Here is a 25,308-nt window from a genome sequence, read left to right as displayed (position 1 = left end):
CGCTATTGAGTCCTGATCCCATGGCTTTAGGTTGAGCCCAGTCATATCACCCCGGAGCAACCAATGCCCTCGACCAACACATTTTCCAGCTACGGCAGCGTGACAAAGACGTTCCACTGGCTGACCGCCCTGCTGATATTCACGGCGCTGCCGCTGGGATGGATCGCCAATGATCTGGCCCACGCGATCTATGACCCCTCGATCCCGACCACCGAGGACGATATCGCCCGGGCGACCCGCCTGTTCTCGTTGCACAAGACCGTAGGTATCACTGTTTTCTTTGTCGCCCTTGCTCGCATCCTGTGGGCGGTGACGCAGACCAAGCCGGGGTTACTGAACGCCGAGAACAAACCCGAAGCCTTCGCCGCCGAAACCGTTCACTGGATGCTCTATGCCTCGCTGGTTCTGGTGCCGCTGAGCGGTTGGCTGCATCACGCTGCCTCGGAAGGGTTCGCGCCGATCCTGTGGCCCTTTGGGCAAAACCTGCCCTTCGTACCCAAGTCGCCCTTTCTTTCCGAGGTCACGTCCGGCTTGCACTGGCTGTTCATCTGGGTTCTGGCTGGGTCGCTGGTCCTGCACATCGCCGGAGCCCTCAAGCACCACGTCGTCGACAAGGACAGCACCCTGCGCCGCATGTTGCCCGGTCAATCGGACGCGCCCGAGCCTCCTGCTCAGCATCATTCACTGATCCCTGCTGCCGCGGCAATGGCGGTCTGGGTTGCTGTTCTGGTCGGAGGTTGGTCCATCGGCATCTTCTCAGACCACTCCGCCGCGGCGACCGACACCGCCGAACTGACGGAGGTGCAGTCGGACTGGCAGGTGCAGGAAGGTGACTTGTCCATCACAATCACCCAGTTGGGCAGCCCGGTGACCGGCCAATTCGCAGACTGGACCGCCGCAATCGCCTTTGAAGACCCGGCAGAGCCGGGGCTGGCTGGAACGGTAGGCGTGACGATTGCTATCGCATCACTAAGTCTGGGCACCGTAACGGATCAAGCCATGGCCACCGATTTCTTTGACAGCGCCCAGTTCCCAACCGCCCAGTTCAAAGCCGACATCTTCAAGACAGACACCGGGTATGAAGCGCGAGGCCCACTGACTATCCGCGACAAATCGGTGGACGTCGTGCTGCCGTTTACCCTCGACCTGCAGGAGAAAACCGCCACGATGACCGGTGACCTGGAACTGAACCGTTTGGATTTCAGCGTTGGCACCTCTCAGCCGACCGAGGAATCATTAGGATATGGGGTCGTTGTCTCAGTCAATTTGACGGCCGAGCGACAGAGCTAAAAAAACCGCCGGGGCAACACCCCGGCGGCTTCATTTCAAAGGATCGAATCTGACTTATTCAGCTTTCTGCGCCTCGACCGAAATCCGGACTTCGACTTCGTCACTGACGAATGGTGCGAATTGGCCCAGATTGAATTCGCTGCGTACCAGCGTGGTTGTCGCATCGAAACCCGCCCAGGGCTTGTTCGCCATCGGGTGGTCAGCAACTTGATTGAGCTTGGCGTCCAGAACCACTGATTTAGTCACACCGTTCATGGTCAGATCGCCGGTGATGTTGGCGGTGCCCTCGCCGGTGACCTCGATACCGGTCGAAGTAAACGTGATCATGTCGCCTTCGGCCACACCAAAGAAATCCTCGGTCATGAAGTGATCTTCGCGCGGCTTCCAGCCGGTGAACATCTCGATGACGGGCATCGAAACGGAAACGCTGGATGCGGCGGGGTCTTCCTGATCGAACATGATTTCGCCTTCAAAGCCCGAGAACATGCCGGTTGTGGTTGAGAAACCAAGGTGGTTATAGCTGAAGACCACCTGGCTGTGGCTGGGGTCCAGAGTGTATTTCTCGGCGCTTGCAAACGCCGAGGTCGCCGAAACGGCCAGTGCAGCAGCAAGAAGGGTGGATTTCATAACAATCTCCGCAATTTTGTGGATGCAAACCATTTGGGTTGCTCGGTAACGAAAATGTGCTGCCCAAGGGCAGCACACAAGTCATATTCTCTCACAGTTTCTGTTCCTAGATGAACAGAATAAAAATCAAGCGAAGATTGTTACACTTCCGCTCAATTGGCCTTTGAGCGCCCGGCTGACATCCGCCGATTGCAGCGGCAGTTTCATCAGAAGGCTCCCATCGACGTCGAACAGCTCGACCTGATCGTCCGCAAAGCGCGCGCCACCCAGTGTGTCATAGCTGCGACGAAGAACAGTTTGCGGCCGTCCGTTTTCATTCTTTTGCAGCACCCGAACCTCGCGGCGGATTGGATCGAAATAGGCATCAGGGCGGGCATCGAGGGTCTGGATCGTTAGCAGGCTGACGCCAACCAACAGGAACAACAGCGACGCGGCCAGCTTGATTGGCCAGACCTCGGCAGCCAGCGCGGAACCAGGCATCAACCACATAGAAAACGCCATTACGACCAGAAAAGCGCCCACGAGGCGGGCAAGAACCATTCGAACCTTCCAGTTCGGCGAGAAAGCAATCAGAACGGGTACAGATTTCTCATAGATCGCGGCGTTTGGGGCCTGTTCAACTGAATTCGTATTGATCGCACTCATATCTATCACCCTGTTCTTCAGGTTAGTCTTGGGTCCCGTCTTTCCGGATAACCCTTGGTATGGAAAATAACTTCAAGCCGAAAAGCGTCAGGAATTAGGCGGCGCAATGGAATTAGCACGACTTCACAAAGGCATGTGCGGCGGGGCTTGCCCCTCACGCTCAAACGTGTATATCGGGCCATCCTTCGCTAATCACATGAATCGCGCAGCCTCTCGTGGCAGGGTCGCGAAGGACCAGATGGCCCCGCCTATGAAATGCGCCTTGATAGAAACAGGAGTGCACATGCCACTGTATGAGCATGTAATGATCGCGCGTCAGGACCTGTCCAACGCGCAGGCAGAAAGCCTCGTCGAACATTTCGGCACCGTTCTGGCTGACAACGGCGGCAACGTCGTCGAAAGCGAGTACTGGGGCGTCAAGACGATGGCCTACAAGATCAACAAAAACCGCAAAGGCCACTATGCCTTCCTGAAGACAGACGCCCCTGCTGGCGCCGTTCAGGAAATGGAGCGCCTGATGCGCCTGCACGAAGACGTCATGCGCGTTCTGACCATCAAGGTCGACGAGCATGCCGAGGGCCCCTCGGTCCAGATGCAGAAGCGCGATGAGCGCGAAGGCCGCCGCGAGCGCCGCTGATCAACGCCTGACGAAAGGACATAAACCATGGCCGCAAAACCATTTTTCCGCCGCCGCAAGGTCTGCCCGTTCTCGGGTGAGAACGCGCCGAAAATCGACTATAAAGACACCCGTCTGCTGCAGCGCTACATCTCTGAGCGCGGCAAGATCGTACCCTCGCGCATCACCGCCGTTTCGGCGAAAAAGCAGCGTGAACTGGCCCGTGCTATCAAACGCGCCCGCTTCCTCGCCCTGCTGCCCTACGCCGTGAAGTAAGGAGAGACTGACATGCAAGTTATCCTGCTGGAACGCGTTGCGAAACTGGGTCAGATGGGCGACGTCGTTGACGTCAAGCCCGGCTACGCCCGCAACTTCCTGCTGCCCCAAGGCAAAGCCCTGAGTGCATCGGACGCCAACATCGCGTCGTTCGAAGCCCAGAAAGCGCAGCTTGAGGCCCGCAACCTGGAAACCAAGAAAGAAGCTGAAGCACTGGCTGAAAAGCTGGACGGTCAGCAGTTCATCGTGATTCGCTCGGCATCGGATGCCGGTGCTCTGTACGGCTCGGTCACCCCGCGTGACGCCGCAGACGCTGCAACCGAAGCTGGTTTCACTGTCGACAAGAAACAGATCGCCCTGATCGCTCCGATCAAGGAACTGGGTCTGCACTCGCTGGAAGTCAAGCTGCACCCCGAGGTCGAAGTTGAGATCAAGATGAACGTCGCCCGTTCGGAAGAAGAAGCCGAACTGCAGGCGTCGGGCAAATCGATCCAGGAACTGGCCGCGGAAGAAGAAGCCGCTGCTGAATTCGAGATCGCCGAACTGTTCGACGACATCGGTTCCGCCGCTTCCGACGACGAAGACCTGGTTGCTGAAGAAGCTCCGGCTGAAGAAGACGAAGCCAAAGCCTGAAACGGCTGAAATAATAATTGGAAGGGCTGCGCGTTTTGCGCGGCCTTTTTTTATGCACACGCCCATCGGGCAAAATTCAGCCAGATGAAATACCTACTCTTGCGCAGCACGTCCCGTTTCATATCATCGTGCCCTAAATTTCGGAGTACACGGATGACATCTTTCTTGCACCGCAGCGTCTTAGCCATTTTGCTGATTGCCCCTTTCGCCGCCTGTGGCGGGCCAGACACGCCGACGCAGGACACGTTCGATCCCCCGCTCTACCCCAACGAAACGCCCGAGCTGCGCGCATCAATCAACCACTGGGCGGACCACTACGAGGTACCGCGCGAGTTGGTGCACAAGCTGGCGATCCGGGAAAGCACGCATCGGCCCTGGGCCGTGAACCGCCCCTACTACGGCTTGCTGCAGATCCTGCCGGCGACAGCGCGCTCAATGGGCTATTCTGGAAATGCACAGGGTTTGCTGGATGCGGATACCAATCTTGAATATGCCGGCAAGTACCTGCGCGGTGCGTGGTTGCTTTCGGACGGCGATCAGAAACGGGCGATTTTTCTGTATGCCAAGGGGTATTACCCAGAGGCTAAAGCGAGAGGTATGTTGGTTGAAACAGGACTTGTGCCCCAGTGACCCTCCGCGCAACTTCAGTTAAAAATATGGACATCCGACGCGAAATAGCGTCAAAATGGATCGTAGTTCGCCCTTTTGGGGCGGATTCGTAATATTCTGTTGCGCGAAGCACGCATTATGTTTGTTCGATATGAACTATTCCCTTGCGCCCGACGCGCCAATTGACGCAACGTATACTGGAGTAAAGACGGACTTGGCACTTTAGGGGATGAGGAGTGCCGAACAAAGGTTGGACAGGTGAAACTCATAGACTTGGCTGCGCTCGACCATCAAGAGAAGTCGACCGCTGACATTATTAACTCGGTCTGCGAGGAACTTGGCTTTGACTATGCGTCTTATGCCACCATGAATCCTGTGAAAGGTGACGTCCAAGGGTATGCAAATTACCCGGACGAGTGGAAGATTCACTACGGCAGCCACGGTTACCACCACTTCGATCCGACGATCTATCAGTCCGTTCTTAGCATCGCACCGGTCGATTGGAGCCGCTTTAATCACGATGAGAAATTCAACGCTGTTTTCCGCGACGCCCATGACTTTGGGATAACCCCACGAGGTTTGACGGTGCCCGTTCGCGGCCCCTACGGAGAATGCGGGATCCTCAGCGTGACGCGCGACTGCTCGGACCATGAGTGGGAAAACCTGAAGAAACGTGTGATGGGCGATCTGCAGATGGCAGCCGTTCAGGCGCATGACACAGTCATGCAATCCGGCGTCCTTGCCAAAGCCCTGTACCTTCCAGCCCTCTCCACGCGAGAAAAAGAAATCCTTCAGTGGGTGGCCGAAGGTAAGTCCCAACAGGATATCGGTGACATTCTGTCCATTTCTCATCGGACCGTAGAAGTTCACATGCGTTCGGGTCGCGAAAAACTGGGCGCATTAACCACCCCGCAGGCCATTGGCAGAGCCATTGGTTTAGGCCTAATTGCCCCTGGCTAGGCAAAAAAAATCAAAAAAATACGGGAAATCCCCAATAGTTTCTGGTCACAAGTTGGTTAACTGTTGAATCACGGTAACCAGACTGTAGGGGGATGGAAATGATCATCGTCATTGATGGTATCAACCAACACAAATTCAAAGACGTCTTGGACGAAATGTTCAAATTGCGGGCCCGCGTATTCGGGGACCGCTTGGGCTGGGAGGTCAACATCGTAGACGGTCGCGAGCGCGACATGTTCGATGACCTAAATCCTGCACACGTGGTCAGCATCAACGACGAGGGGGACGTTGTTGGATGTATGCGCCTGTTGCAGACCACAGGACCACACATGTTGGCGGACGTGTTCCATTCGATTCTGGACGGAGAACCGCCTCTGCGCAGCTCACAGGTTTGGGAAGCGACACGGTTCTGTGTCGACACCAAGAAACTTGGTCGCGGGCGTGGCAAAAACTCAGTTTCTTATGTCACCAGCGAAGTCATGATCGGCTCGTTCGAATACGCAAAGACCGCTGGTGTACTTGACTCAATCGCTGTGATCGATCCGGTTATGAACCGCGTACTCCAGCGTTCGGGTAACGCACCTTATGACTATCTCGGCAACGCCAAACCTATGGGTAAGGTGGTCGCGATGGCCGCGATGATGGATTGCTCAGATGAACGTATTTCGGGGATCCGTGACTATGCGGGCATCGAACATGATGTCTTTCTGACCGAGGAACAAGCGCTGGAGCTGTTTGCTCACAGCAAAACCCTACCCCCGGCGAATGTCGATCATCAGCCGCTGACCGAGCTTGAAAAGTACTTTGTCGAACAGATGCATTCGGCGAGAACGCAAGAAGAAGTCAACGCTATTCTGAAATTGATCGAGGCGCTATCGGACCGCTTCACGCCAGAGCAGAAGACAGCTCTGCTAAGTACCCCCCGTGCTTTTGCTCATGAGGCCTGACCCCCTCACCTCATAGTACAAAAGCCACCCACCGGAGCCGTCTGATAAACAGACGGCTCCGCTTTTTTTTGCCCACTTGAGGATGGGCGGAAGTGGATTACTCCTCTTCCAGTGCCTCAACGGCTTTCTGCAGGTCGTCTTTGCTGACTTCTTTGTCGGCAACCTGAGCCAGTTCGACAATGTAATCGATGACCTTGTCTTCGAAGATCGGCGCACGCAGCTGCTGTTGCATCTGAGCGTTCTGCTGCACGAACTCAAAGAACTGACGCTCTTGACCCGGGTACTGACGCGCCTGGTTCATGATCGCCTGGGTCATCTCGGCATCAGAGACTTCAACCTCGGCTTTCTGGCCCAGCTCGGCCAGCAACAGGCCCAGACGCACGCGGCGTTCAGCCAGCTTGTTGTGCTCGTCGGTGGGTTCGATCTCGGCGTGGTCGTGACCTTCCACTTCCGGGTTCTCCTCGTGCCAAAGCTGGTGTGCAATCTGCTTGGCTTCGGCTTTAACCAGCGACGGCGGCAGATCGAACGAAGTTTTCTCGTCCAACACGTCCAACAGACCACGCTTCATTACTGCGCGGGAGGCACCGGCATATTCGGCTTCCAGACGCTCGGCGATCTGGGCCTTAAGGCCAGCCAGATCCTCGGCACCAAATTTAGTTGCCAGCTCATCGTTGATCTCTGCAGCGACGGGCTCTTTCACCTCTTTCACGGTGCAAGTGAAGACGGCGTCTTTACCGGCCAGATGCTCTGCGCCGTATTCCTCGGGGAACTTGACGTTGACGTCTTTTTCTTCCTCGGCTTTCACGCCAACCAGCTGCTCTTCGAAGCCGGGGATGAAGCTGTTGGAGCCCAGTACCAGCGGGTAGTCTTCGGCGGAACCGCCTTCGAACTCTTCACCATCCACTTTACCGACGAAGTCGATCACAACCTGATCGCCATCTTTCGCTTTGGAACCCTTGCGGCGAGCTTTAAAGTCCTGCGCCGTTTCGGCCAGGTTGTTCAGCGCCTCTTCAACGGCCGCGTCATCCGCTTTGACAACCAGCTTTTCCAGCTCGATCGATTTCAGATCAACTTCTGGAATTGCAGGCAGCGCCTCGTAGGACATCTCGACGTGGACGTCGTCACCTTCTTTCCAGTCTTCGTTGGTCATCTTGACCTGCGGCTGCAACGCAGGACGGTCACCGCTGTCTTCGAAGTGCTGGTTCATGGCGCCATCGATGCTTTCCTGCATCGCTTCGCCCAGCAGGCGTTGGCCAAACTGCTTTTTCAGCAGTGCCATCGGCACCTTGCCTTTGCGGAAGCCCTTCATCTCGACTTCGGGCTGCGCTTCGGTCAGTTTTTCATTGACCTTATCGTCCAGCTCGGCTGCGGTCACAACGATGTTGTAGCCGCGTTTCAGACCTTCGTTCAGCGTCTCGGTAACCTGCATTATGGTAGTCCCCATAGGATTCGGGGCGCGCAAAACGGCGCGCCGGGCAAATTTGACGCCTTCTATTTGCCCAGCAGCCCACGCGCAAGGGGGCAAAGCTCGGATTGGTCTTGTTTTGCCGCTGATTTGAACAAAAAACGCCCCGGAAAGAACCGGGGCGCTTATTCATCAGGTGGGCCGGATCAGAACTTCCAGAGAGCGCCCAAAACCCACGCTTCGTTTTTGTCGAAATTGACCGTGTCGTCGAAATCATGGTTGCGGTATTTCAGGTAGGCATCGGTGTTGATGCTGTCGATCCGCTGAACCACCGCAATACCCCAGGATTTGGTGCTGGACCCTTGGTTTTCAAAATCCGAGCCGTCAAAGTAATCGATACCGACGCCGGTTTTACCCCAGGACACCCAGTCGCCTTCATAGGCCAGCTTGGTGTACCAGTAATCCGGATCGCTGGCCCCTGTGGACGTGTCGTCACGCGTACCCAAGGCAGCTGTAAAACTGAAACCGCTGGGCAGCAGAACCGAAGCGGACCCGATCGTGTCCTTACGCTCGCCCGAGGTATCGTCGAAATCGCGCACTGCATATGCAACGCTTGCCGCGAACTCTACCCCATTGGCGAATGTGTTGCCGTAGTTGAGAGCGATATCGTAGTAGTCATCGTCGTCGCTGCTGGACAGGATGTTCTGACCATAGGCAATGGCAGCCGAGAACCCGTTGAAATCGGGGGTGTCATAGCGGATGCGCCCGCGACGTGCGCCGTCAAAGTTGCTGGACGAGTCGCCCACGGTGATATCGCTCAGGACGCCATCAGCCCCTCGATAAAAGAAAGCACCGTTTTCATCGTTGGTGAAAGAGTACAGAGCTGTTCCAACATAAGACAGATCTACCTCGGCGGCCCCGTCCGAGGCCATGCTACCCTGACCGGCCGAGAATTTACCGTATCCACCCTTCAGCGAGAAATCGACATGCCGGATGTCTTCACGGCTCCAACCGCTGGTATTGGTGCCATCCTGGTTGGCCGTTCCGGTGCTCGGCAGACCCAGCCCGGTTTCAAAACGGAACATGAACTCGTTGCTTCCATAAGGCTGCATCAGCCGCAGGCCGACGCGGCTGTTGGACAGGTCGTTGTCCAGCAAACGGGTCTCTGTTTCTTCGCCGTCGTCAACCGACACGACCACCGGATCGAGTTGGCCGTACAGCAGCACATATCCACCACTGTTGTTTTCGTATTTCAATTCAGCCGCGGCAGGAATTGCCGTTGTCGCAGCCAGCACGGCAGCTATTGAGGACAGTTTTAGTTTCTGCGTCATTTCATTCACCTTGAAAATTCCGGCTCCCGATGTCCTTCATCGCGCAGTTTTTACTTACGTACCAGCGGCCAGCAGCGATACTTTTACAGTATTGCACGCCTGCCACTCAGATCGCGAAATCCGGATTTAATTCCCATTACATTCAAAATGTTAACTGCGACAACGCCGCAGCCGGAGACCCTCTCCAAGAGAATTTTGACGTTCGACCATGCGTCTGGCAAACACTCGCTTTGACCATGCCGCAACCCCATCGGCCAATTGCCGCCGAAGGCAGGGTGCATCGGCTAAATATCGCTCACGAAATCAAATATTCAGTTCTTTAAAAACCTTAGGCAGCTGCTCGGGCAGGTCTTCCGCGATCAACCCCGGACCAAATGTATGCGCGCATTCCACATGCAGCCAGGCCGCCGTTTCCGCCGCCTGCTTCGGATCGAACCCGCGCGCCAGTAGACCGGTGCTAAACCCCGCCAGCACATCGCCCGATCCGGCAGTTGCGAGCCAAGGGGCCGCGCGTTCGTAAAAGGCCGCGCTGATTGAACAACGCCCATTCGGCGCGGCGATCACAGTGTCCGGCCCTTTGAACAGCACCACGCAGCCTGCCCGTTTTGCGGCCTCACGGGTCGCATCCACCTTGGAATAGGCCGGGCCTTTGGTTGGTGTTTCCGCCAGCTTCTCGGCGATATCCGGGAACAGTCGCGAGAACTCTCCGCCATGAGGCGTCAAAACACAGCTTTCGTGGAGTTGAGAGAATAAAGCTGCCGGATCATCCGCAAACGCTGTCAGCGCATCGGCGTCCAGAACCGTCGCACGTTTGGCCTTTAAGGCAGCCGGCACCAACTCCTGCGCACGCTCTATGCCCAACCCTGGACCGAGACACAGAGCATTCAACCGCTCATCCTTCAGCACGTCGGTCAGGCCTTCTGCCCCCTCAACCCGCTGCAACATGATCGCGGTCACCTGCGCCGCAACCTCCATCTGAGCCGCCGGAGGCACCGCCAAAGTCACCAACCCCGCCCCTATGCGCAAAGCCCCGCGCGCCGCCAGCCTCGCGGCCCCGGTTTTGGCCGGCCCGCCGGAAAAGACCAGGGCGTGGCCGTGTGAATACTTGTGAGTCTGAGGTAGTTTTCGGAATCGTTTTGGCCCGCCCTCAACCAAACCTAAGATCGCGCCATCTGCCTTCTCATTCCAAACTTCGTTTATTCCAATTGACTTCACGACCAGCCGACCCGATTGATTTGGTCCGCGGTCTAAATAATGACCCCGCTTAGCCCGGTGAAACGCAACTGTCAGGTCAGCGACCGCGAACACACCAAGCGACTTGCCACTATCTGAACAAAGCCCAGACGGAGCATCGATGGCGACAACTTTGATCCCCTTTGCTTCAATTAGGTCATCAAACGACTGCAAAACTTGCGCAAGCTCTCCTTCAATACGGCGGGCCAGCCCGGTTCCAAAAACGGCGTCAATGAATAGGTCCGGTTCTACAGTTTTTGAAAGCGAACCTTTGGTTCGAAGATCGCCGACTGCACCCAACTCGCACCAGCGCTCATAGTTCGTATGCGCATCGACCGGCAGCTTCTCGGGGTCGCAATACAGAAGAACTTCCACCTCCCAGCCCTGCTCGCGCAACAGCCGCGCGACAACAAATCCGTCGCCGCCATTGTTCCCCGGCCCGCACAAAACCACTGCCCGACCAGAGTATTTTACCAGTTCCGGCCACTCTTCAAAAATCGCCTCGACAACGCCCCGCCCGGCCCGTTCCATCAACTCCAGTCCGGTCACCTCACCAGACTCAATCGCGGCCTGTTCGATGGCCCGCATTTGCGCGGCTGTCAGTAATTCAATCATCATCAATCCCTCGGCGATTCAATTCTGATTACTTTTTGTGCAAGTTGACCAAAATTTCACCCACCGCTTAATTTCTCACCACAAGGGCGCGGCCATTTTCGCAATCAGATTGCCGACTGATCATAGACGTGATCAGTGCCAACCTGACAAGTGTTATAGGGAGCCCGGGATGAAGAAGATCGAAGCGATCATCAAACCGTTCAAACTGGACGAAGTGAAAGAGGCGCTGCAGGACGTGGGTGTCCAGGGTCTCAGCGTGATCGAGGTCAAGGGTTTTGGCCGCCAGAAGGGTCACACCGAACTCTATCGCGGTGCGGAATACGTGGTCGACTTTCTGCCCAAGGTAAAGGTCGAGGTCGTACTGGACGACGATCAGGTCGACTCCGCCATCGAGGCAATCGTCTCGGCCGCCAAGACCGACAAGATTGGCGACGGCAAAATCTTTGTCTCGCCTGTTGAGCAAGCCATTCGCATCCGAACCGGTGAAACCGGCTCGGAAGCGCTGTAATCGAACACTCCAAGTAGAGGAATAGAGAGTATGAGCAAGGACGCAGTTCTTAAGCTGATCCAGGACGAAGGCGCTGATTACGTCGACATCCGCTTTACCGACCCACGCGGCAAGCTGCAGCATGTGACCATCATGGCCGATCAAGTTGACGAGGACTTCCTGGAAGAAGGCTTCATGTTCGACGGTTCGTCCATCGCGGGCTGGAAGTCGATCGAAGCATCGGACATGAAACTGATGCCCGACACCGAAAGCGCATATGTCGATCCGTTCTACGCGGAAAAAACCATTTGCATCCACTGCTCGATCGTTGAGCCCGACACCGGCGAAGCATACGAACGTGACCCGCGCGGCACCGCTCAGAAAGCTGAAGCGTACCTGAAATCCTCGGGTATCGGCGACGTTGCCTACATGGGCCCCGAAGCTGAATTCTTCCTGTTTGACGACGTCCGTTTCTCGAACAGCATCAACAAGGTATCCTACGAAGTTGATGCAACCGACGCGTCGTGGAACACCGACACCGAGTACGAGATGGGCAACATGGGCCACCGTCCGGGCGTTAAGGGCGGCTACTTCCCTGTGAACCCCGTTGACGAAGCGCAAGATCTGCGTTCGGAAATGCTGTCGACCATGAAGCGTCTGGGCATGAAAGTTGACAAGCACCACCACGAGGTTGCGTCCTGTCAGCACGAGCTGGGCCTGATCTTCGACAGCCTGACCAAACAGGCCGATGAGCTGCAGAAGTACAAGTACGTCATCCACAACGTCGCACACGCCTACGGTAAATCGGCCACGTTCATGCCGAAACCGATCGCAGGTGACAACGGCACCGGTATGCACGTGAACATGTCGATCTGGAAAGATGGCAAGCCTCTGTTCGCTGGCGACAAATACGCCGATCTTTCGGACGAAGCGCTGTACTTCATCGGTGGTATCCTGAAACACGCCAAGACCCTGAACGCCTTCACCAACCCGTCGACCAACAGCTACAAGCGTCTGATCCCGGGCTTCGAAGCACCTGTACTGCGCGCCTATTCGGCCCGCAACCGTTCGGGTTGTGTCCGTATTCCGTGGACCGAAAGCCCGAAAGCCAAGCGCGTCGAGGCTCGCTTCCCCGATCCGGCCGCAAACCCCTACCTGGCGTTTGCCGCTCTGCTGATGGCCGGTCTGGACGGCATCAAGAACAAGATCGATCCGGGCGAAGCCATGGACAAGAACCTGTACGATCTGCCTGCCGAAGAACTGGCCGATATCCCGACCGTCTGCGGCTCGCTCCGTGAAGCCCTGGAAGCTCTGGCATCCGATCACGACTTCCTGCTGCAGGGCGACGTGTTCACCAAAGACCAGATCGATGGCTACATCGCACTGAAGATGGAAGAGGTAGAAACCTACGAGCACACCCCGCACCCGGTAGAATACGGCATGTACTACAGCTGCTAATCCGGATTTGGGTTTACATCTGCAAGGGCGTCCAATCGGGCGCCCTTGTTTCGTTTGCCTTGTTCTTTCAAACTTGCGGTTACCCCGGTCAGGAGAGAACACATGTCAAACGATGATCCTTTCTCGCAATATTCGGACTTTGTGACTTCGACTGAGGAGTTAGAGGGCATCACCGGTGCCCCCCTGCCCCAGATCATCGCCAAGGAACTGACTGGGCTGGACCGGATGTGCCGAGACTTCATCGCGGCCTCGCCGTTTTGCCTGATTGCATCCGCGAATCCGGGAGGGCATTTGGATGTTTCCCCACGGGGTGACCCAGCATGTTTTGTTCAGGTGATTTCGGATACGCTGATGGCAATTCCTGACCGCCCCGGCAACAAGCGGGTGGACACGTTTCATAATGTTCTTCTAGACCCGCGCGTCAGCCTGATCTTCTTCGTCCCCGGCAAAATGGAAACACTGCGCATTCGCGGCACTGCCCGAATCTGCGCCGATTCTGAGTTGTTGAACGGAATGGTGGTGAATGACCACGCGCCCAAGCTGGCTCTGCTGATCCATGTAGAAACCGTGTTTGCCCATTGCCCCAAATGCGTCATCCGTTCGAACCTGTGGCAGCCGGAAAAATGGCCGGACTCGTCGAACCTGCCGAATATGAACGCGATGATGGTCAAGCACGCCAAAATCGACAAAACTCCTGACGAATGGTTTGAAACCCTAAAAAGCACCGGCGAGTTGGACTTGTATTAAACCCTTTGAGTATTGCGAATTGCCGCTTACGCTTAGTCTCAGCTTTCTTGACCGGATTTCACTGATGCTTCGATTAACTTTGATTTTTGCCCTGTCACTACCGACGCTTGCCACGGCCGCCCCCTGCGGTAACACCAGCAGCGGCTTTGAGGCCTGGAAACAAGATTTCGCGAAACAGGCCAAGCGCGCAGGTGTAAAAAAGAAGGGTCTGCAGGCTCTGGCACAAACCCAATATGCGACGCGCACCATTGCCGCAGACCGCAATCAGAAAAGCTTTAAATACTCGCTGGACAAATTCATGCGGGTTCGCGGCGCCGATACCATCGTAGCACAAGGGCGCAAACGAAAAGCGCGCAACCCGCAATTTTACGCCGCGCTGGAACGCCAATACGGTGTCCCCAGCGGTGTGCTGATTGCCATCCATGGAATGGAAACCGGATTTGGGAATTTCATGGGCGACAGTCAGGTTGTTTCCGCAATCACGACACTGGCGTATGATTGTCGCCGATCCGAGTTCTTCATCCCCCATGCCATAGGCGCGCTGAAACTGGTCGATCAAGGCAGCATTACGACCGGCACCAAAGGCGCGAAGCACGGCGAATTGGGGCACACTCAGTTCCTTCCCGGCAATGCGTTGGTCTATGGCGTAGATGCCACCGGCGACGGTCGGGTGGATTTCTACAATATGACCGACGCGCTTGCCTCAACTGCCAATTTCCTGCGTCAAAAAGGGTGGAAACCGGGGCGCGGCTATCAACCGGGCCAACCCAATTTCAGGGTGATTCAGGAATGGAATGCGGCCACGGTCTATCAGCAATCCATCGCGATCATGGCCGCCCGAATCGACGGTTAATACGCGCCACTTTTCAACGATTACCCACCTCAAAACGGCCACATTGTTGCCACAGACGTTTATCGGCCCCTAAAATGCCTAGGTTTCCAAAGAGTAATCAATCCTTCCGATTTTAGATTTTTTTCCATTTTCGCCCCAATCTGCCCCAACTCCGTTGTTAACCTGATTCCCAACACAGGGTACGACAAAGGAAAAAGTGGTGACTGCGAAGCACAACTATCACGGCGGCCTTCAATTCGACGGTGACACCGGCGGCGCGCTTGAACGCTTTGGCAGCATCGTGGCTACGACCCTGGAAGATTACGGACACTTGGTTGAGCGTAAAAGCATACTGGGTGAAACTGATGCCAGCATAGTATCCAGCCAGTATCTGGTTCGCCTTACCCTCGACACTCAAGTTGTCGGCGTTGATGACCGGTTCGAACGGCTTGATCGCGCGGCAGGGCTGAAAACGGCACGCAGACCGATCGTGACTCTACCGAAGAACAGGTTGACGATCACCGTTTCACCGGTGTCTCCCCTATTGGATGACAGCGAGATTTCTGAACTCATGCTGGTGGTCATTCTATACCGGATGGTCGATATCTGCGCGACGCAACGTGTCGAGTGGCTTTCACCCAATACCGTTCTGACCGTGGAACAATTCATGAGCGCGTTTGACACGTTGGCTCCCTCCAAATCACGAAACAGAAAACAAATTTTCGAGGCAGTGACAGGCCCGTTCGCAGGGCTGAACGTATCTGGCGAAGAAGTTCTGGATAAGCCGCAAAAAGAGGCGCTGGCACAAGCAGCCCGGCCAATCCAGCTGTCTGATGAACAGTTGCTTAGCATCGCTTTTCGGACGGAAACCATCGAGCAGTCTAATGATGGGAACAAGGACACGCCCCCCCTCGACCACGAAAAGCCCAGTGACATCCTTCGACTGACAAGTTGGGGATTGACCGGGGCTGTGGCCAGTGTGTCGGTACCCATCGCGGCCTCTGTGGCCGCAGTAAACCTGATCAAGGGCGAAGACTTTCGCCTGAACACTCAGGTTTTGGCTTACACTTTGGCAATCTCCGCTCTCAGCACAAGCGGTGCATTCGCTGGTGTAGCCAATGCGTTGGGCATGTAGAAAATAAACTAAATACCCTCCATGGAGGCCCCGCCGTCAGGCGGGGTTTTCCATTTTTTGCAGGTACGGAGCCTCCAGAACATAGGTATGGATCGAAAAGACCACCGCTCGTGTTTGCGGCAGGCGCAACAGTGTTTGGCGTTCGCTGCGCAAAAACCGTTCAGCCCCCAGCGTGCTAACCTCGCGTCGGTCATTGGCGCTGCGAGGTTGGTGCAGTTCGGCGTCCTCGTACCACAATGCGTTGAATCGCCAGAGTGGCCGCCCCGGCTGTATCCCGTCGAACAAGCGTTGCACCCGGCGGGCGATATTGGCGTCATAACCGGACACCGGGATGTGGATGTCTATCAAAGGTCGCATGAACTTTTCCGACAGGCACCAACTGGCGGGAAAACACAGAATGGCACCGGTCAGGACGTGTTCGTCCCCGTGTTTTTGCAGGATGCAGAAGTCTTCCTGCACAAGGCGGCACAGCGTATCCAGCGGGCGTGTGCGATCGATTTCAACGACCTGCCCGTCCGGCCGGGTGACCTGATCGGAACCGTCCGGATAGACGTGCTTCAGGACAAGATCCAAAAGTTCCTGCGCTGCAGGTTCAGCCTCGGGGTCCATTGCCAGAACGTCCGATCGCTGCTCCTGTAAAAGCGCCTCGCGCCGCTGCATCTGACCGGCAAACGCATCATCGCAATGCAGCCAGTCATCCATGCTTGCCGGTTGGATTCCCGGTAAAGGGCGTGGGGTTAGCGGGTCATAAGGGATTGAGGTCTGTAGGATCGTCATGACATCGACCTACCATCTGTGCCTCGGGTTGTCGGTCAAAAAGCGACGGGCATACGGTCGCAAATCTCCAAGACGTCGCAGAGATGTTTCCTCATGCTCAATAATCAGGCAGGGAGGCCCACCATGAACCAGCATTACCGCGACAGCCGCAAGATCGACCCGAGCAAGGGTGCAACCTTGGGTGATGGCACGCCAAACGATCTTGATCGGATCGAGATCGGCCCGACGCAACTGGCTTTTGCGGAATGGGAGGCTGCCGGCCTTGCCCTGCCCGATCTGGCGCGGATGCGGGAATTCCGGTGGAAACGTCTGACCAAAGCGATCGTTGACCGGGGTTATGGCGGGCTTTTGATGTTTGATCCGCTCAACATCCGTTACGCCACCGACAGCACCAACATGCAGCTGTGGAATACCCATAACCCGTTCCGCGCCGTGTTGCTGTGCGCCGATGGATACATGGTAATCTGGGACTATAAGAACTCACCCTTCCTGTCGAAATTCAACCCGCTGGTGCGCGAACAGAGATCCGGTGCCGATCTGTTTTATTTCGACCGTGGCGACAAGGTGGACGTGGCGGCGGATGTGTTCTCGAACGAGGTACGTCAGCTGATCGAAGAACATGGTGGCGGCAACAAACGTCTGGCCGTTGACAAGATCATGCTGCACGGGCTGCGCGCGTTGGAGGCGCAGGGATTCGAGATCATGGAGGGTGAAGAGGTCACCGAGAAGACCCGCGCTATCAAGGGTCCGGATGAGATTCTGGCCATGCGCTGCGCCAGCCATGCCTGCGAAACCGCCGTGGCCAAGATGGAGAAATTTGCACGCGCCAATGTGGGCGATGGCAAAACCTCGGAAGATGACATTTGGGCCATTCTACACGCCGAGAACATCCGGCGCGGCGGTGAATGGATCGAGACTCGCCTGCTGGCCTCGGGTCAGCGCACCAACCCGTGGTTTCAGGAATGCGGGCCACGGATTACGCAGCAAAACGAGATCATCGCCTTCGATACTGATCTGATCGGGTCGTATGGCATCTGCATCGACATCTCGCGCACGTGGTGGATCGGGGATCAGAAGCCCCGCCCTGACATGGTCTATGCCATGCAGCACGCGCATGAGCACATCGTGACCAATATGGAGATGCTGAAACCCGGCGTGATGATCCCCGAACTGACCGCCAATTCACATAAGCTGGACGACAAGTTTCAGGCGCAGAAATACGGCTGCCTGATGCATGGCGTTGGGCTTTGTGATGAATGGCCCCTGGTCGCCTATCCGGACAAGGCGGTTGCGGGCTCTTACGACTATCCGCTTGAGCCCGGAATGGTTCTGTGTGTCGAAGCCGCCGTCGGAGAAGTTGGCGGCGACTTCTCGATCAAGCTCGAAGATCAGGTTCTGATCACCGAGGACGGGTATGAGAACCTGACCACTTATCCATTTGACCCGCAGTTGATGGGACAGGTTTAAGGCCTCAATCCGGCCAGGTCGAACGCCGGACGTTGCCGTGCCAATCCTCGGACGGGATGACGGTTTCAGCTGTGGTCGATGCCGCTGGCCAGGTCTGACCCAGCGTGAATCCCAGCACTCCGGTCAGGGCGATGACGATCAGAAGATCGGGGCGGAAAACAACGCCACGCGGGGCGGATGCGGTATGGGACATGTGAGCCTCCTTGGCTTGCTGTGTTTGATAGCTGCAAGATGGGGGCATTCCTGAAATTATTAAAACGAATATTTAACAACCATCGCATCACAAATTTTGAACTGTATGGAAATCCGTCTGCCTTACCCGCAAGCGTACACTTTTCTCACCTTCCCGTGACGCTTCTTACAATGGGGTTGAGGCACCAGCCGCAAGCACACAGTATTGGATCCATCCCGACACGTAAGGATCTGCCATGCCCACCGAACGCATTACCTTTGCCGGTCACGACGGCAACCAGTTGGCTGCACGCTTTGATCTGCCGGACGGGCCGGTGCTGGCGACCGCGTTGTTTGCGCATTGCTTTACCTGCTCCAAGGACATCCCTGCCGCCCGTCGCATCTCCGCCCGTCTGGCCGCGATGGGCATCGCTGTTTTACGCTTTGATTTCACCGGGCTGGGTCATTCGGGCGGAGAGTTCGCCAACACTACCTTCACCTCGAATGTCAAGGACTTGATCGCCGCGGCGCACTATCTCGCAGGCCGCAACATGGCGCCGTCTTTGCTGATCGGACATTCCCTAGGCGGGGCTGCTGTATTGCGTGCCCGGGCTGGCATCCCCAGCGTCAAGGCGGTGGTCACGCTGGGCGCGCCCGCCGATCCCGGCCATGTCGCCCACCATTTCGAGGGTGCCCTACCCCAGATCGAACAGGACGGATCAGCCGAGGTAATGCTGGGTGGTCGCCCCTTCCGTATCGGCAAGGCCTTTGTCGATGACATTTCAGAAGCCGCGCTAACCCCGGCGATTACTGACCTGAAAGCGGCGCTGCTAATCCTGCACGCACCGCGTGATGAAACTGTCAGCATCGACAATGCCAGCACAATCTTTTTGGCCGCCAAACACCCCAAGAGCTTTGTCACGTTGGACGACGCCGATCACCTTATCACCCGCGCCTCGGACGCCGAATACGCCGCTGACGTGATTGCGGCCTGGGTGACGCGTTACATCCCTCTTCGCCCGCCCGCACCGCCCCCTGGCGCGCCCGAGGGCGTTGTGCGTGTGACCGAAGTTGACCCCTCGGGGTTCTTGCAGGACATCCAGTCTGGCCCCCGGCATCATGCTGTGGCAGATGAGCCTGAATCCTATGGGGGTTCCGACAAAGGCATGTCGCCTTACGGGTTTGTGTCCTCGGGCCTTGGGGCCTGCACCTCGATGACGATCCGCATGTATGCGCGACGCAAGCGGTGGCCGTTGACGGGTATCACCGTCGATGTCTGCCACAACAAGGTACACGCACAAGATGCCGGACTGGCCGGAGACGGCAAGATCGACGAGTTCCGCCGCAAGATCCGCCTGGAAGGTCCGCTGGATCAGGAGCAACGGGCCCGGTTGCTTGAAATAGCGGACAAATGCCCCGTTCACAGAACGCTGGAAGGTTCATCAGTGATTTCGACCATACTGATCGACCCTTGATCTGAATACCCGTCACAGAATTGTTGTGCGTGGTTGGTAGCCATGCGGGTATGGACAAACAGATCGTTTGCATAAACTGGGGCACGCGCTATGGCGCTCCCTATATCAACCGCCTGTATAGGATGGTATGCGCCAACACGACACCGCCGTTCAGGTTTGTGGCATTCACTGACAGTCTTGAAGGCATAGATCCCGGCGTCGAATGTTTCGACCTACCTGAGATGCCCGGGTTCATGCCTGCCCGTACGATTGGCCAATGGCCCAAATCAAGGTTGTGGGCTTCGGAACTCGCCGATTTGAAAGGGCCGTTCCTTTTTCTAGACCTGGATGTTGCCATTACCGGATCATTGGATTCGTTTTTTGAGTTCGGCAGCCCGGACGATGTCATTCTTGCGCGCAACGCGGCGAAACCACTAAGCAAGCTGGGACAAACATCGATCTACCGTATGCCAGTCGGCGCTCTTGCTCCTCTTCAAGAGATTTTTGCGATGGACCCGCAGGGTGTCGCTGACAAGTATCGGTTCGAACAGCATTTCGTCACTAAAAACGCGCCGGAAGGAGTGAAATTCTGGCCTTCGGACTGGGTCCGTCATTTCCGGATCGAATGCATACCCAAGTTTCCGCTGAACTACTTTCTGGATACGCGACCACCCAAAAACACGCGCGTTGTTATCTTTGCTGGGGCACTCAACCCACCGGACGCAATCAAAGGGCAGTATAACGCTCGAGTCCCACACCTGCCGCCGGACCAGCACATCAGGCGTGCACTGAAATCAAAAAACAAACTCCGATCTGTTCGCCAGTTCTTTAGGCCCGCAAACTGGGTAGAGCAAATCTGGGATATGGCAGAGCGCGGCTAGAACACGCCCTTACCTTCAATGTCACGAAACTGGTCGGTCCGGTTTGGAACGGGAACCCTTGGAGTCATCGACGCCGAGGTGCCGGGCGATGAATGGGCGGTCTGGCCGTCGGTGGACGCGCCACGGGCGGCCGTGGCCGAGCTGGCGGCTTAGCTACCGGCGGCTTTGGCCTTGCCGGAGGTTTACCAGCGGGCGGCCTGGGACGATTGGGCCGGTCTATGTCAATATCCACATCAACATCTCGCCGGTAGTAGTCGTTCCACAGCATCGAGTCGTAGAACGGGTCATAACCATACCCGTAGCCGACCCCGACTGATACGCCATCACAAGCCGACAGAGTGAAACTTGCCGCGCCGAGCCCCAAGGCAAGGAGCGCACGTTTGATGCTTTTGGTAATCATCTGCACCTCTCCTTACTGCAAAGCCCGGAACGACGCGAAAACGGCGTTCAGGTCATCCACATAGGCCAGATCGGCTCCGTTACGCAGGATCGCAACGACGACGGCCACGCGCCCATTCGGCAGGTCGATCACCGTAGCAGTGAAATTGATGCCACGTCCGTCGCGGGTACCGGTGCCTCGGATGACCCGTGCGGGCAAACCGCCGATACGAGTGTCGGAGGTACCGGAGATTGAAGGATCTTCAACGAGGAATTTGTCGATATCTTCGAGATACCGAAGCCCGCCCTCAATCGATGCGACACCTGCGGGCGAGACAAACCCCATCCAGACGTTGTCATCCGTCACAGGCCGTATAGCCATGACACGCGCAACAGCGCGCAGGTCCCCCAGCTCGGTGTCCTCAATCTCGCGCGGGCCACCCGTGCGTACGGCCCAGAAGTCGGGCACGGCAAAACTGAAAAGCGAACGCCCTGCATCGGAATATGTAATTGGGGTGTCCGCCAAAGATGGTGCCACAGCCCCAAGCCACAGGGCGGCGCAGGCAGCCAAGGCTGAACCAGATAGAATACGCATTTTTTAATAACCTGATGATTTCTTTGACATCAGATTGCCCCTGACCAACACAACTTGTCCAGCATCTCGTAATCAGGGCAACAAAAAACCCGCGCCGGGATCGCTCCGGGCGCGGGTTTGTTCACGAGAACTCTCAGAAATCAGGTGCGAGCGTCGCCAACCAGTTTCCACAGGCTCGGGATCAGCAGCGCAGCCAGCGCCAGTTTGATCGCATCGCCCAGCAGGAACGGTGTCAGACCCCATTCCAGGATCGGCTTGTCCCAACCATACAGCTGACCCAGCCACAGCAGGCCGGGCACGTAGATAAGCACGTTAGCCAGCACCAGCGCCAGAGCCATTTTGCCAACCGAACGATCCCAGCCACGCGCCGCCAGTGCGCCCAGAAGAACAGTCGCCATCAGGTAGCCAACCAGGTAACCACCTGTGCCGCCCATCATGTAGGTCAGACCGAATTTCTCGGCCGACGAGCCGGCAAAAACGTCAAAACCCAGCGCACCAACCAGCAGATAGCCCAGCATGGTCACCAGACCTAGACGTGCACCATAGGCAGTGCCGATAGTCAGAACGGCAAAGGTACCCATCGTGATCGGAACGGGCCACATCGGAATTTTGATCTTCGCGGCAATTGTAAGCGCCACGATACCCAGCGCCACCAGTGCCACCTGTTTGACACGCAGAGCGGTCCCCTCGTGCGGGCCGAAAGCTTCGGCCAGAACATTTGCAGTCATTTTCGTTTCTCCACGTTCGGATGGAAATTCAGACACATGAATGCCAATTTCACATCGATACTTCAAGATGATTGCGCTATCGAGGGCGGTACTCGGTTTTCATTTCATAGGCCTTGCGGGGCCCGGACACCGTCCAGTGCACGGACCAGTTCGGCCAGCCTGTGAATTCATAAACCGCATCATAGCTGTCTGGCGGACAATCATGGTGATCCCTAGACTGGGAATGCCCCAGCTTCAATGCGTGAAAATACCGTTCATCGTCGAAATGAACCGCAACCCGGTCCCCAGCATTCCGCCATAGATAACGCCGCGTGCCCTTCATCTCGGCCTGCCCCGGAATGCGCAGCGTGACCTCTTCGTCATAGATCAGACCATCCTCGGCGGGCCGAAGAATTGCCTCGCCTTCCGCCTTTACATCCTGCCCCGCCCGCGCGTCGTGAATGGTGCGGCGCAGACACCAGCGGCCTTCGAAATCAGACAGATTGCCCGGAACAGTCATGCGGCCATAGCCCCGTTGCTGATACCGCCATTGCGGAGAACGCAGCTGTTCAGAGTGATGCCACAAGAACAACTGAGCAGGCTAACGTTTGGGTTGTTAGTCAAAACACCCGGACAGAGGGTCAAAATCAGGGCAAACCGTCTCATCTGCACACTCGCACCTTGTTCCTGTGGCGGGTCGGGTTTAAACCCCGCGGCATCGCCTCCTGCCAAATCACAATAAGGTGCAGCTGCCAATGATTCCACGTTATTCCCGCCCCGAGATGGTCGCCATCTGGTCGCCCGAGACCAAGTTCCGCATCTGGTACGAGATCGAAGCCCATGCCTGCGACGCCATGGCCGATCTGGGCGTGATCCCACGTGAAAATGCCGAGGCCGTGTGGAAAGCCAAGGACGTTAAATTCGACGTCGCCCGCATCGATGAGATCGAGGCCGTCACCAAACACGACGTCATCGCCTTCCTGACGCACTTGGCCGAGCATGTGGGCAGTGAAGAGGCCCGTTTTGTTCATCAGGGCATGACGTCTTCGGATGTGCTGGACACCTGCCTCAACGTGCAGCTGACCCGCGCCGCCGACCTGCTGATCGCCGATCTGGAGGGTCTGCTTGCTGCCCTCAAGCGTCGCGCGATTGAACACAAGAACACCATCCGCATCGGCCGCAGCCACGGCATCCACGCCGAGCCCACCACCATGGGCCTGACCTTTGCCCGTTTCTACGCAGAGATGGACCGCAACCTGTCCCGGATGCGTGATGCACGTGCCGAGATTGCCACCGGTGCGATCAGCGGTGCAGTCGGCACCTTCGCCAACATCGATCCGCGCGTCGAGGAACATGTCTGCGATCAACTGGGTCTGGTGCCCGAGCCGATCAGCACGCAGGTCATCCCCCGCGACCGCCACGCGGCCTTCTTTGCGACGCTGGGCGTCATCGCCAGCAGCATCGAAAACATCGCCATCGAAATCCGCCACATGCAGCGGACCGAGGTGTTGGAAGGGGCCGAGTTCTTCTCGATGGGTCAAAAAGGCTCGTCGGCGATGCCGCACAAGAAAAACCCGGTACTGACCGAGAACCTGACTGGTCTGGCGCGCATGGTGCGCGCGGCTGTGATCCCGGCGATGGAGAACGTGGCGCTCTGGCACGAGCGTGATATTTCGCACTCCTCGGTCGAACGCATGATCGGGCCGGACGCCACGATCACGCTGGACTTCGCACTGGCGCGACTGACAGGCGTGATTGATAAAATGCTGATCTTCCCCGAGAACATGATCGAGAATATGAACAAGTTCCCCGGTCTGGTGATGAGTCAGCGGGTTCTCTTGGCGCTGACCCAAGCAGGGGTCAGCCGCGAAGATGCCTATGCCATGGTTCAGCGCAATGCGCTGAAGGTTTGGGAACACCGCACCGATTTCAAAGAGGAACTGCTGGCCGACCCCGATGTCACTGCCGCGCTGAGCCCTGAAGAAATCGAAGAGAAATTCGACCTCGGCTATCACACGAAGCATGTCGACACGATCTTCGCCCGCGTCTTCGGCGAATAAATCCTGACCGATCAAATGATTCAATAAGGCCCGGGACACGAAACGCGATCCGGGCCTTGTTCTTTTGCCAAAATGGGCAAAATCGGCTATGGTCGCGAGTATTTCCGAACGGGAGAAACAGCATGATCCGCACTGTTATCTGCGCATTAGCCCTTACGTGCTCAGCATCCGTGGCTCTGGCTTGCAACGGGCATTCCAAACAAACCCAGTCCTGCGCACCGGGTACTTATTGGGATACCGAGAGCCAAACCTGCGCAAAAATCGTCAACAGCTGAGAAATTCTTTCCTACCTGTGAATAAAAGCGAGCAGCCGATTGTTAGCTTTTTATCAGATCGCGCTATGCTTGATCAGAGCAGCCCAAAGAACGGAGTAGGAAAATGCGCCTCGTATTAGTTTCAGCTATTGCCCTTCAGGCCTTTGCTTTTGCACCGGCCCTTTATGCGGCCGGTGGTGGAGGTGCTACCACCCCGCCGAAACCGACGAATACAACTAAGAAATGCCTGTTCGGTCGTGTCTACGACAAGGACGCGGGGCGTTGTGTCAAACCGAACAAGACAAACTTCTCCCAAGATGAACTGTACGACGCCGTGCGCGAACTGGCCTATGATGGGCAGTTCGAAAGTGCGCAGAACATCCTGCGCATCATGGATCAGGAAGATGATCGCGTTCTGACTTATTGGGGCTTTACCTACCGCAAGATGGGCGAGCTTGAACTGGCCAACCTCTTCTACACCAACGCTATCAAAGCGAACCCCGATAACATCCTTGCCCGCAGCTATATGGGTCAGGGTTTTGTGACCGAAGGCAAAACCGATCTGGCCATTGAACAGTGGCGCGAGATCAAAGCACGTGGCGGTGAAGGCACCTGGGCCGAGGCGTCGCTGCGTGAGGCGATCCGAACCGGGCTGACCTATAACTACTAAGCTTCAGTCTTTCTTTACCCGACTCTTCGTACTCTGCCTTTGGAACAC

Annotated in this window: 28 protein-coding genes; 18 read left to right on the top strand and 10 right to left on the bottom strand. The window is 56.6% G+C overall.

The window, feature by feature from the left end; genetic code table 11:
• Positions 1-63 precede the first annotated feature (63 nt).
• The gene (locus tag ACR0ER_RS04990; protein WP_480767977.1) at positions 64-1,290 is read left to right on the top strand and encodes a cytochrome b/b6 domain-containing protein; all 1,227 of its coding nucleotides are present in this window, start codon (positions 64-66) and stop codon (positions 1,288-1,290) included.
• Positions 1,291-1,344: 54 nt separating this feature from the next.
• Here the strand turns inward: ACR0ER_RS04990 and ACR0ER_RS04985 are convergent, their stop codons facing one another.
• The gene (locus tag ACR0ER_RS04985) at positions 1,345-1,917 is read right to left on the bottom strand and encodes a YceI family protein (RefSeq protein WP_170329219.1); all 573 of its coding nucleotides are present in this window, start codon (positions 1,915-1,917) and stop codon (positions 1,345-1,347) included.
• A gap of 126 nt (positions 1,918-2,043) precedes the next feature.
• Positions 2,044-2,562, bottom strand: coding sequence for a hypothetical protein (locus ACR0ER_RS04980; RefSeq protein WP_480767976.1), 519 nt, complete (start codon positions 2,560-2,562; stop codon positions 2,044-2,046).
• Between the two features lie 283 nt (positions 2,563-2,845).
• Here ACR0ER_RS04980 and rpsF point away from each other — a divergent pair, with 283 nt between their 5' ends.
• The 6 genes from rpsF (at position 2,846) to ACR0ER_RS04950 (ending at position 6,603) form a co-directional block, all read left to right on the top strand.
• Positions 2,846-3,199: a 30S ribosomal protein S6 gene (rpsF, locus tag ACR0ER_RS04975; protein WP_170325294.1), complete on the top strand. Its 354-nt coding sequence runs from the start codon at positions 2,846-2,848 to the stop codon at positions 3,197-3,199.
• A 27-nt stretch (positions 3,200-3,226) separates the two neighbouring features.
• The gene (gene rpsR / locus ACR0ER_RS04970) at positions 3,227-3,454 is read left to right on the top strand and encodes a 30S ribosomal protein S18 (protein WP_005608650.1); all 228 of its coding nucleotides are present in this window, start codon (positions 3,227-3,229) and stop codon (positions 3,452-3,454) included.
• Positions 3,455-3,466: 12 nt separating this feature from the next.
• The gene (gene rplI, locus ACR0ER_RS04965) at positions 3,467-4,087 is read left to right on the top strand and encodes a 50S ribosomal protein L9 (RefSeq protein WP_480767975.1); all 621 of its coding nucleotides are present in this window, start codon (positions 3,467-3,469) and stop codon (positions 4,085-4,087) included.
• A gap of 153 nt (positions 4,088-4,240) precedes the next feature.
• Positions 4,241-4,717 (top strand): transglycosylase SLT domain-containing protein, encoded by a 477-nt coding sequence (locus ACR0ER_RS04960; RefSeq protein ID WP_480767974.1) that lies wholly within the window; start codon positions 4,241-4,243, stop codon positions 4,715-4,717.
• A gap of 237 nt (positions 4,718-4,954) precedes the next feature.
• Positions 4,955-5,656 (top strand): helix-turn-helix transcriptional regulator, encoded by a 702-nt coding sequence (locus ACR0ER_RS04955; protein WP_170329223.1) that lies wholly within the window; start codon positions 4,955-4,957, stop codon positions 5,654-5,656.
• 98 nt (positions 5,657-5,754) lie between these two features.
• The gene (locus tag ACR0ER_RS04950; protein WP_480767973.1) at positions 5,755-6,603 is read left to right on the top strand and encodes an acyl-homoserine-lactone synthase; all 849 of its coding nucleotides are present in this window, start codon (positions 5,755-5,757) and stop codon (positions 6,601-6,603) included.
• Between the two features lie 97 nt (positions 6,604-6,700).
• On the opposite strand, the gene tig is transcribed toward ACR0ER_RS04950, so the two are convergent.
• The 3 genes from tig to ACR0ER_RS04935 all read right to left on the bottom strand — a co-directional run bounded on the left by tig (position 6,701) and on the right by ACR0ER_RS04935 (position 11,187).
• The gene (tig, locus tag ACR0ER_RS04945; RefSeq protein WP_480767972.1) at positions 6,701-8,032 is read right to left on the bottom strand and encodes a trigger factor; all 1,332 of its coding nucleotides are present in this window, start codon (positions 8,030-8,032) and stop codon (positions 6,701-6,703) included.
• Between the two features lie 182 nt (positions 8,033-8,214).
• Positions 8,215-9,339, bottom strand: coding sequence for a porin (locus ACR0ER_RS04940; RefSeq protein ID WP_480767971.1), 1,125 nt, complete (start codon positions 9,337-9,339; stop codon positions 8,215-8,217).
• 303 nt (positions 9,340-9,642) lie between these two features.
• Complete coding sequence (locus ACR0ER_RS04935; protein ID WP_480768022.1) at positions 9,643-11,187, bottom strand: NAD(P)H-hydrate dehydratase; 1,545 nt, start codon at positions 11,185-11,187, stop codon at positions 9,643-9,645.
• A 169-nt stretch (positions 11,188-11,356) separates the two neighbouring features.
• On the opposite strand from ACR0ER_RS04935, the gene ACR0ER_RS04930 reads away from it, so the two are divergent.
• The 5 genes from ACR0ER_RS04930 (at position 11,357) to ACR0ER_RS04910 (ending at position 15,846) form a co-directional block, all read left to right on the top strand.
• Positions 11,357-11,695: a P-II family nitrogen regulator gene (locus tag ACR0ER_RS04930; protein WP_039529866.1), complete on the top strand. Its 339-nt coding sequence runs from the start codon at positions 11,357-11,359 to the stop codon at positions 11,693-11,695.
• A gap of 30 nt (positions 11,696-11,725) precedes the next feature.
• Positions 11,726-13,132: a type I glutamate--ammonia ligase gene (gene glnA / locus ACR0ER_RS04925; protein WP_480767970.1), complete on the top strand. Its 1,407-nt coding sequence runs from the start codon at positions 11,726-11,728 to the stop codon at positions 13,130-13,132.
• Positions 13,133-13,234: 102 nt separating this feature from the next.
• Complete coding sequence (locus ACR0ER_RS04920; protein WP_480767969.1) at positions 13,235-13,879, top strand: MSMEG_1061 family FMN-dependent PPOX-type flavoprotein; 645 nt, start codon at positions 13,235-13,237, stop codon at positions 13,877-13,879.
• Positions 13,880-13,943: 64 nt separating this feature from the next.
• Entirely contained in the window at positions 13,944-14,732 is a 789-nt protein-coding gene (locus ACR0ER_RS04915) for a lytic murein transglycosylase (protein ID WP_480767968.1), read from the top strand.
• A 199-nt stretch (positions 14,733-14,931) separates the two neighbouring features.
• Positions 14,932-15,846, top strand: a complete 915-nt coding sequence (locus ACR0ER_RS04910; protein WP_480767967.1) for a hypothetical protein — start codon at positions 14,932-14,934, stop codon at positions 15,844-15,846.
• A 36-nt stretch (positions 15,847-15,882) separates the two neighbouring features.
• On the opposite strand, the gene ACR0ER_RS04905 is transcribed toward ACR0ER_RS04910, so the two are convergent.
• A complete protein-coding gene (locus tag ACR0ER_RS04905) occupies positions 15,883-16,623 on the bottom strand; it encodes a heme-dependent oxidative N-demethylase family protein (RefSeq protein WP_480767966.1) in 741 nt (246 codons plus the stop codon).
• 123 nt (positions 16,624-16,746) lie between these two features.
• Here ACR0ER_RS04905 and dddP point away from each other — a divergent pair, with 123 nt between their 5' ends.
• A complete protein-coding gene (gene dddP, locus ACR0ER_RS04900; RefSeq protein WP_480767965.1) occupies positions 16,747-18,090 on the top strand; it encodes a dimethylsulfonioproprionate lyase DddP in 1,344 nt (447 codons plus the stop codon).
• A 4-nt stretch (positions 18,091-18,094) separates the two neighbouring features.
• Here dddP and ACR0ER_RS04895 read toward each other — a convergent pair whose 3' ends face one another.
• Entirely contained in the window at positions 18,095-18,283 is a 189-nt protein-coding gene (locus ACR0ER_RS04895; protein ID WP_170329233.1) for a hypothetical protein, read from the bottom strand.
• A 235-nt stretch (positions 18,284-18,518) separates the two neighbouring features.
• Between ACR0ER_RS04895 and ACR0ER_RS04890 the strand changes: the two genes are divergently transcribed.
• From ACR0ER_RS04890 to ACR0ER_RS04880, 3 genes are read left to right on the top strand one after another with little or no spacing between them, the layout of a single operon-like run.
• A complete protein-coding gene (locus ACR0ER_RS04890; RefSeq protein ID WP_480767964.1) occupies positions 18,519-19,736 on the top strand; it encodes a bifunctional alpha/beta hydrolase/OsmC family protein in 1,218 nt (405 codons plus the stop codon).
• 50 nt (positions 19,737-19,786) lie between these two features.
• The gene (locus ACR0ER_RS04885; protein ID WP_480767963.1) at positions 19,787-20,596 is read left to right on the top strand and encodes a glycosyl transferase; all 810 of its coding nucleotides are present in this window, start codon (positions 19,787-19,789) and stop codon (positions 20,594-20,596) included.
• A gap of 18 nt (positions 20,597-20,614) precedes the next feature.
• Positions 20,615-20,749 (top strand): hypothetical protein, encoded by a 135-nt coding sequence (locus tag ACR0ER_RS04880; RefSeq protein WP_480767962.1) that lies wholly within the window; start codon positions 20,615-20,617, stop codon positions 20,747-20,749.
• Between the two features lie 259 nt (positions 20,750-21,008).
• On the opposite strand, the gene ACR0ER_RS04875 is transcribed toward ACR0ER_RS04880, so the two are convergent.
• The 3 genes from ACR0ER_RS04875 to ACR0ER_RS04865 form a co-directional block, all read right to left on the bottom strand.
• On the bottom strand, positions 21,009-21,569 hold the full coding sequence (locus ACR0ER_RS04875; protein ID WP_480767961.1) for a hypothetical protein: 561 nt from the start codon (positions 21,567-21,569) through the stop codon (positions 21,009-21,011).
• A 140-nt stretch (positions 21,570-21,709) separates the two neighbouring features.
• A complete protein-coding gene (locus ACR0ER_RS04870; RefSeq protein WP_480767960.1) occupies positions 21,710-22,297 on the bottom strand; it encodes a biotin transporter BioY in 588 nt (195 codons plus the stop codon).
• Positions 22,298-22,373: 76 nt separating this feature from the next.
• A complete protein-coding gene (locus ACR0ER_RS04865; protein WP_480767959.1) occupies positions 22,374-22,796 on the bottom strand; it encodes a DUF6314 family protein in 423 nt (140 codons plus the stop codon).
• A 235-nt stretch (positions 22,797-23,031) separates the two neighbouring features.
• Between ACR0ER_RS04865 and purB the strand changes: the two genes are divergently transcribed.
• Positions 23,032-24,336 carry an adenylosuccinate lyase gene (purB, locus tag ACR0ER_RS04860; RefSeq protein ID WP_480767958.1) on the top strand — a complete coding sequence of 435 codons (1,305 nt, stop codon included), beginning with the start codon at positions 23,032-23,034 and terminating at the stop codon, positions 24,334-24,336.
• A 378-nt stretch (positions 24,337-24,714) separates the two neighbouring features.
• Complete coding sequence (locus ACR0ER_RS04855; RefSeq protein ID WP_480767957.1) at positions 24,715-25,260, top strand: tetratricopeptide repeat protein; 546 nt, start codon at positions 24,715-24,717, stop codon at positions 25,258-25,260.
• Positions 25,261-25,308 lie beyond the last annotated feature (48 nt).

Source organism: Ruegeria sp. CH8, assembly GCF_056536985.1.
This window is presented reverse-complemented; position numbering and strand designations above follow the sequence as displayed.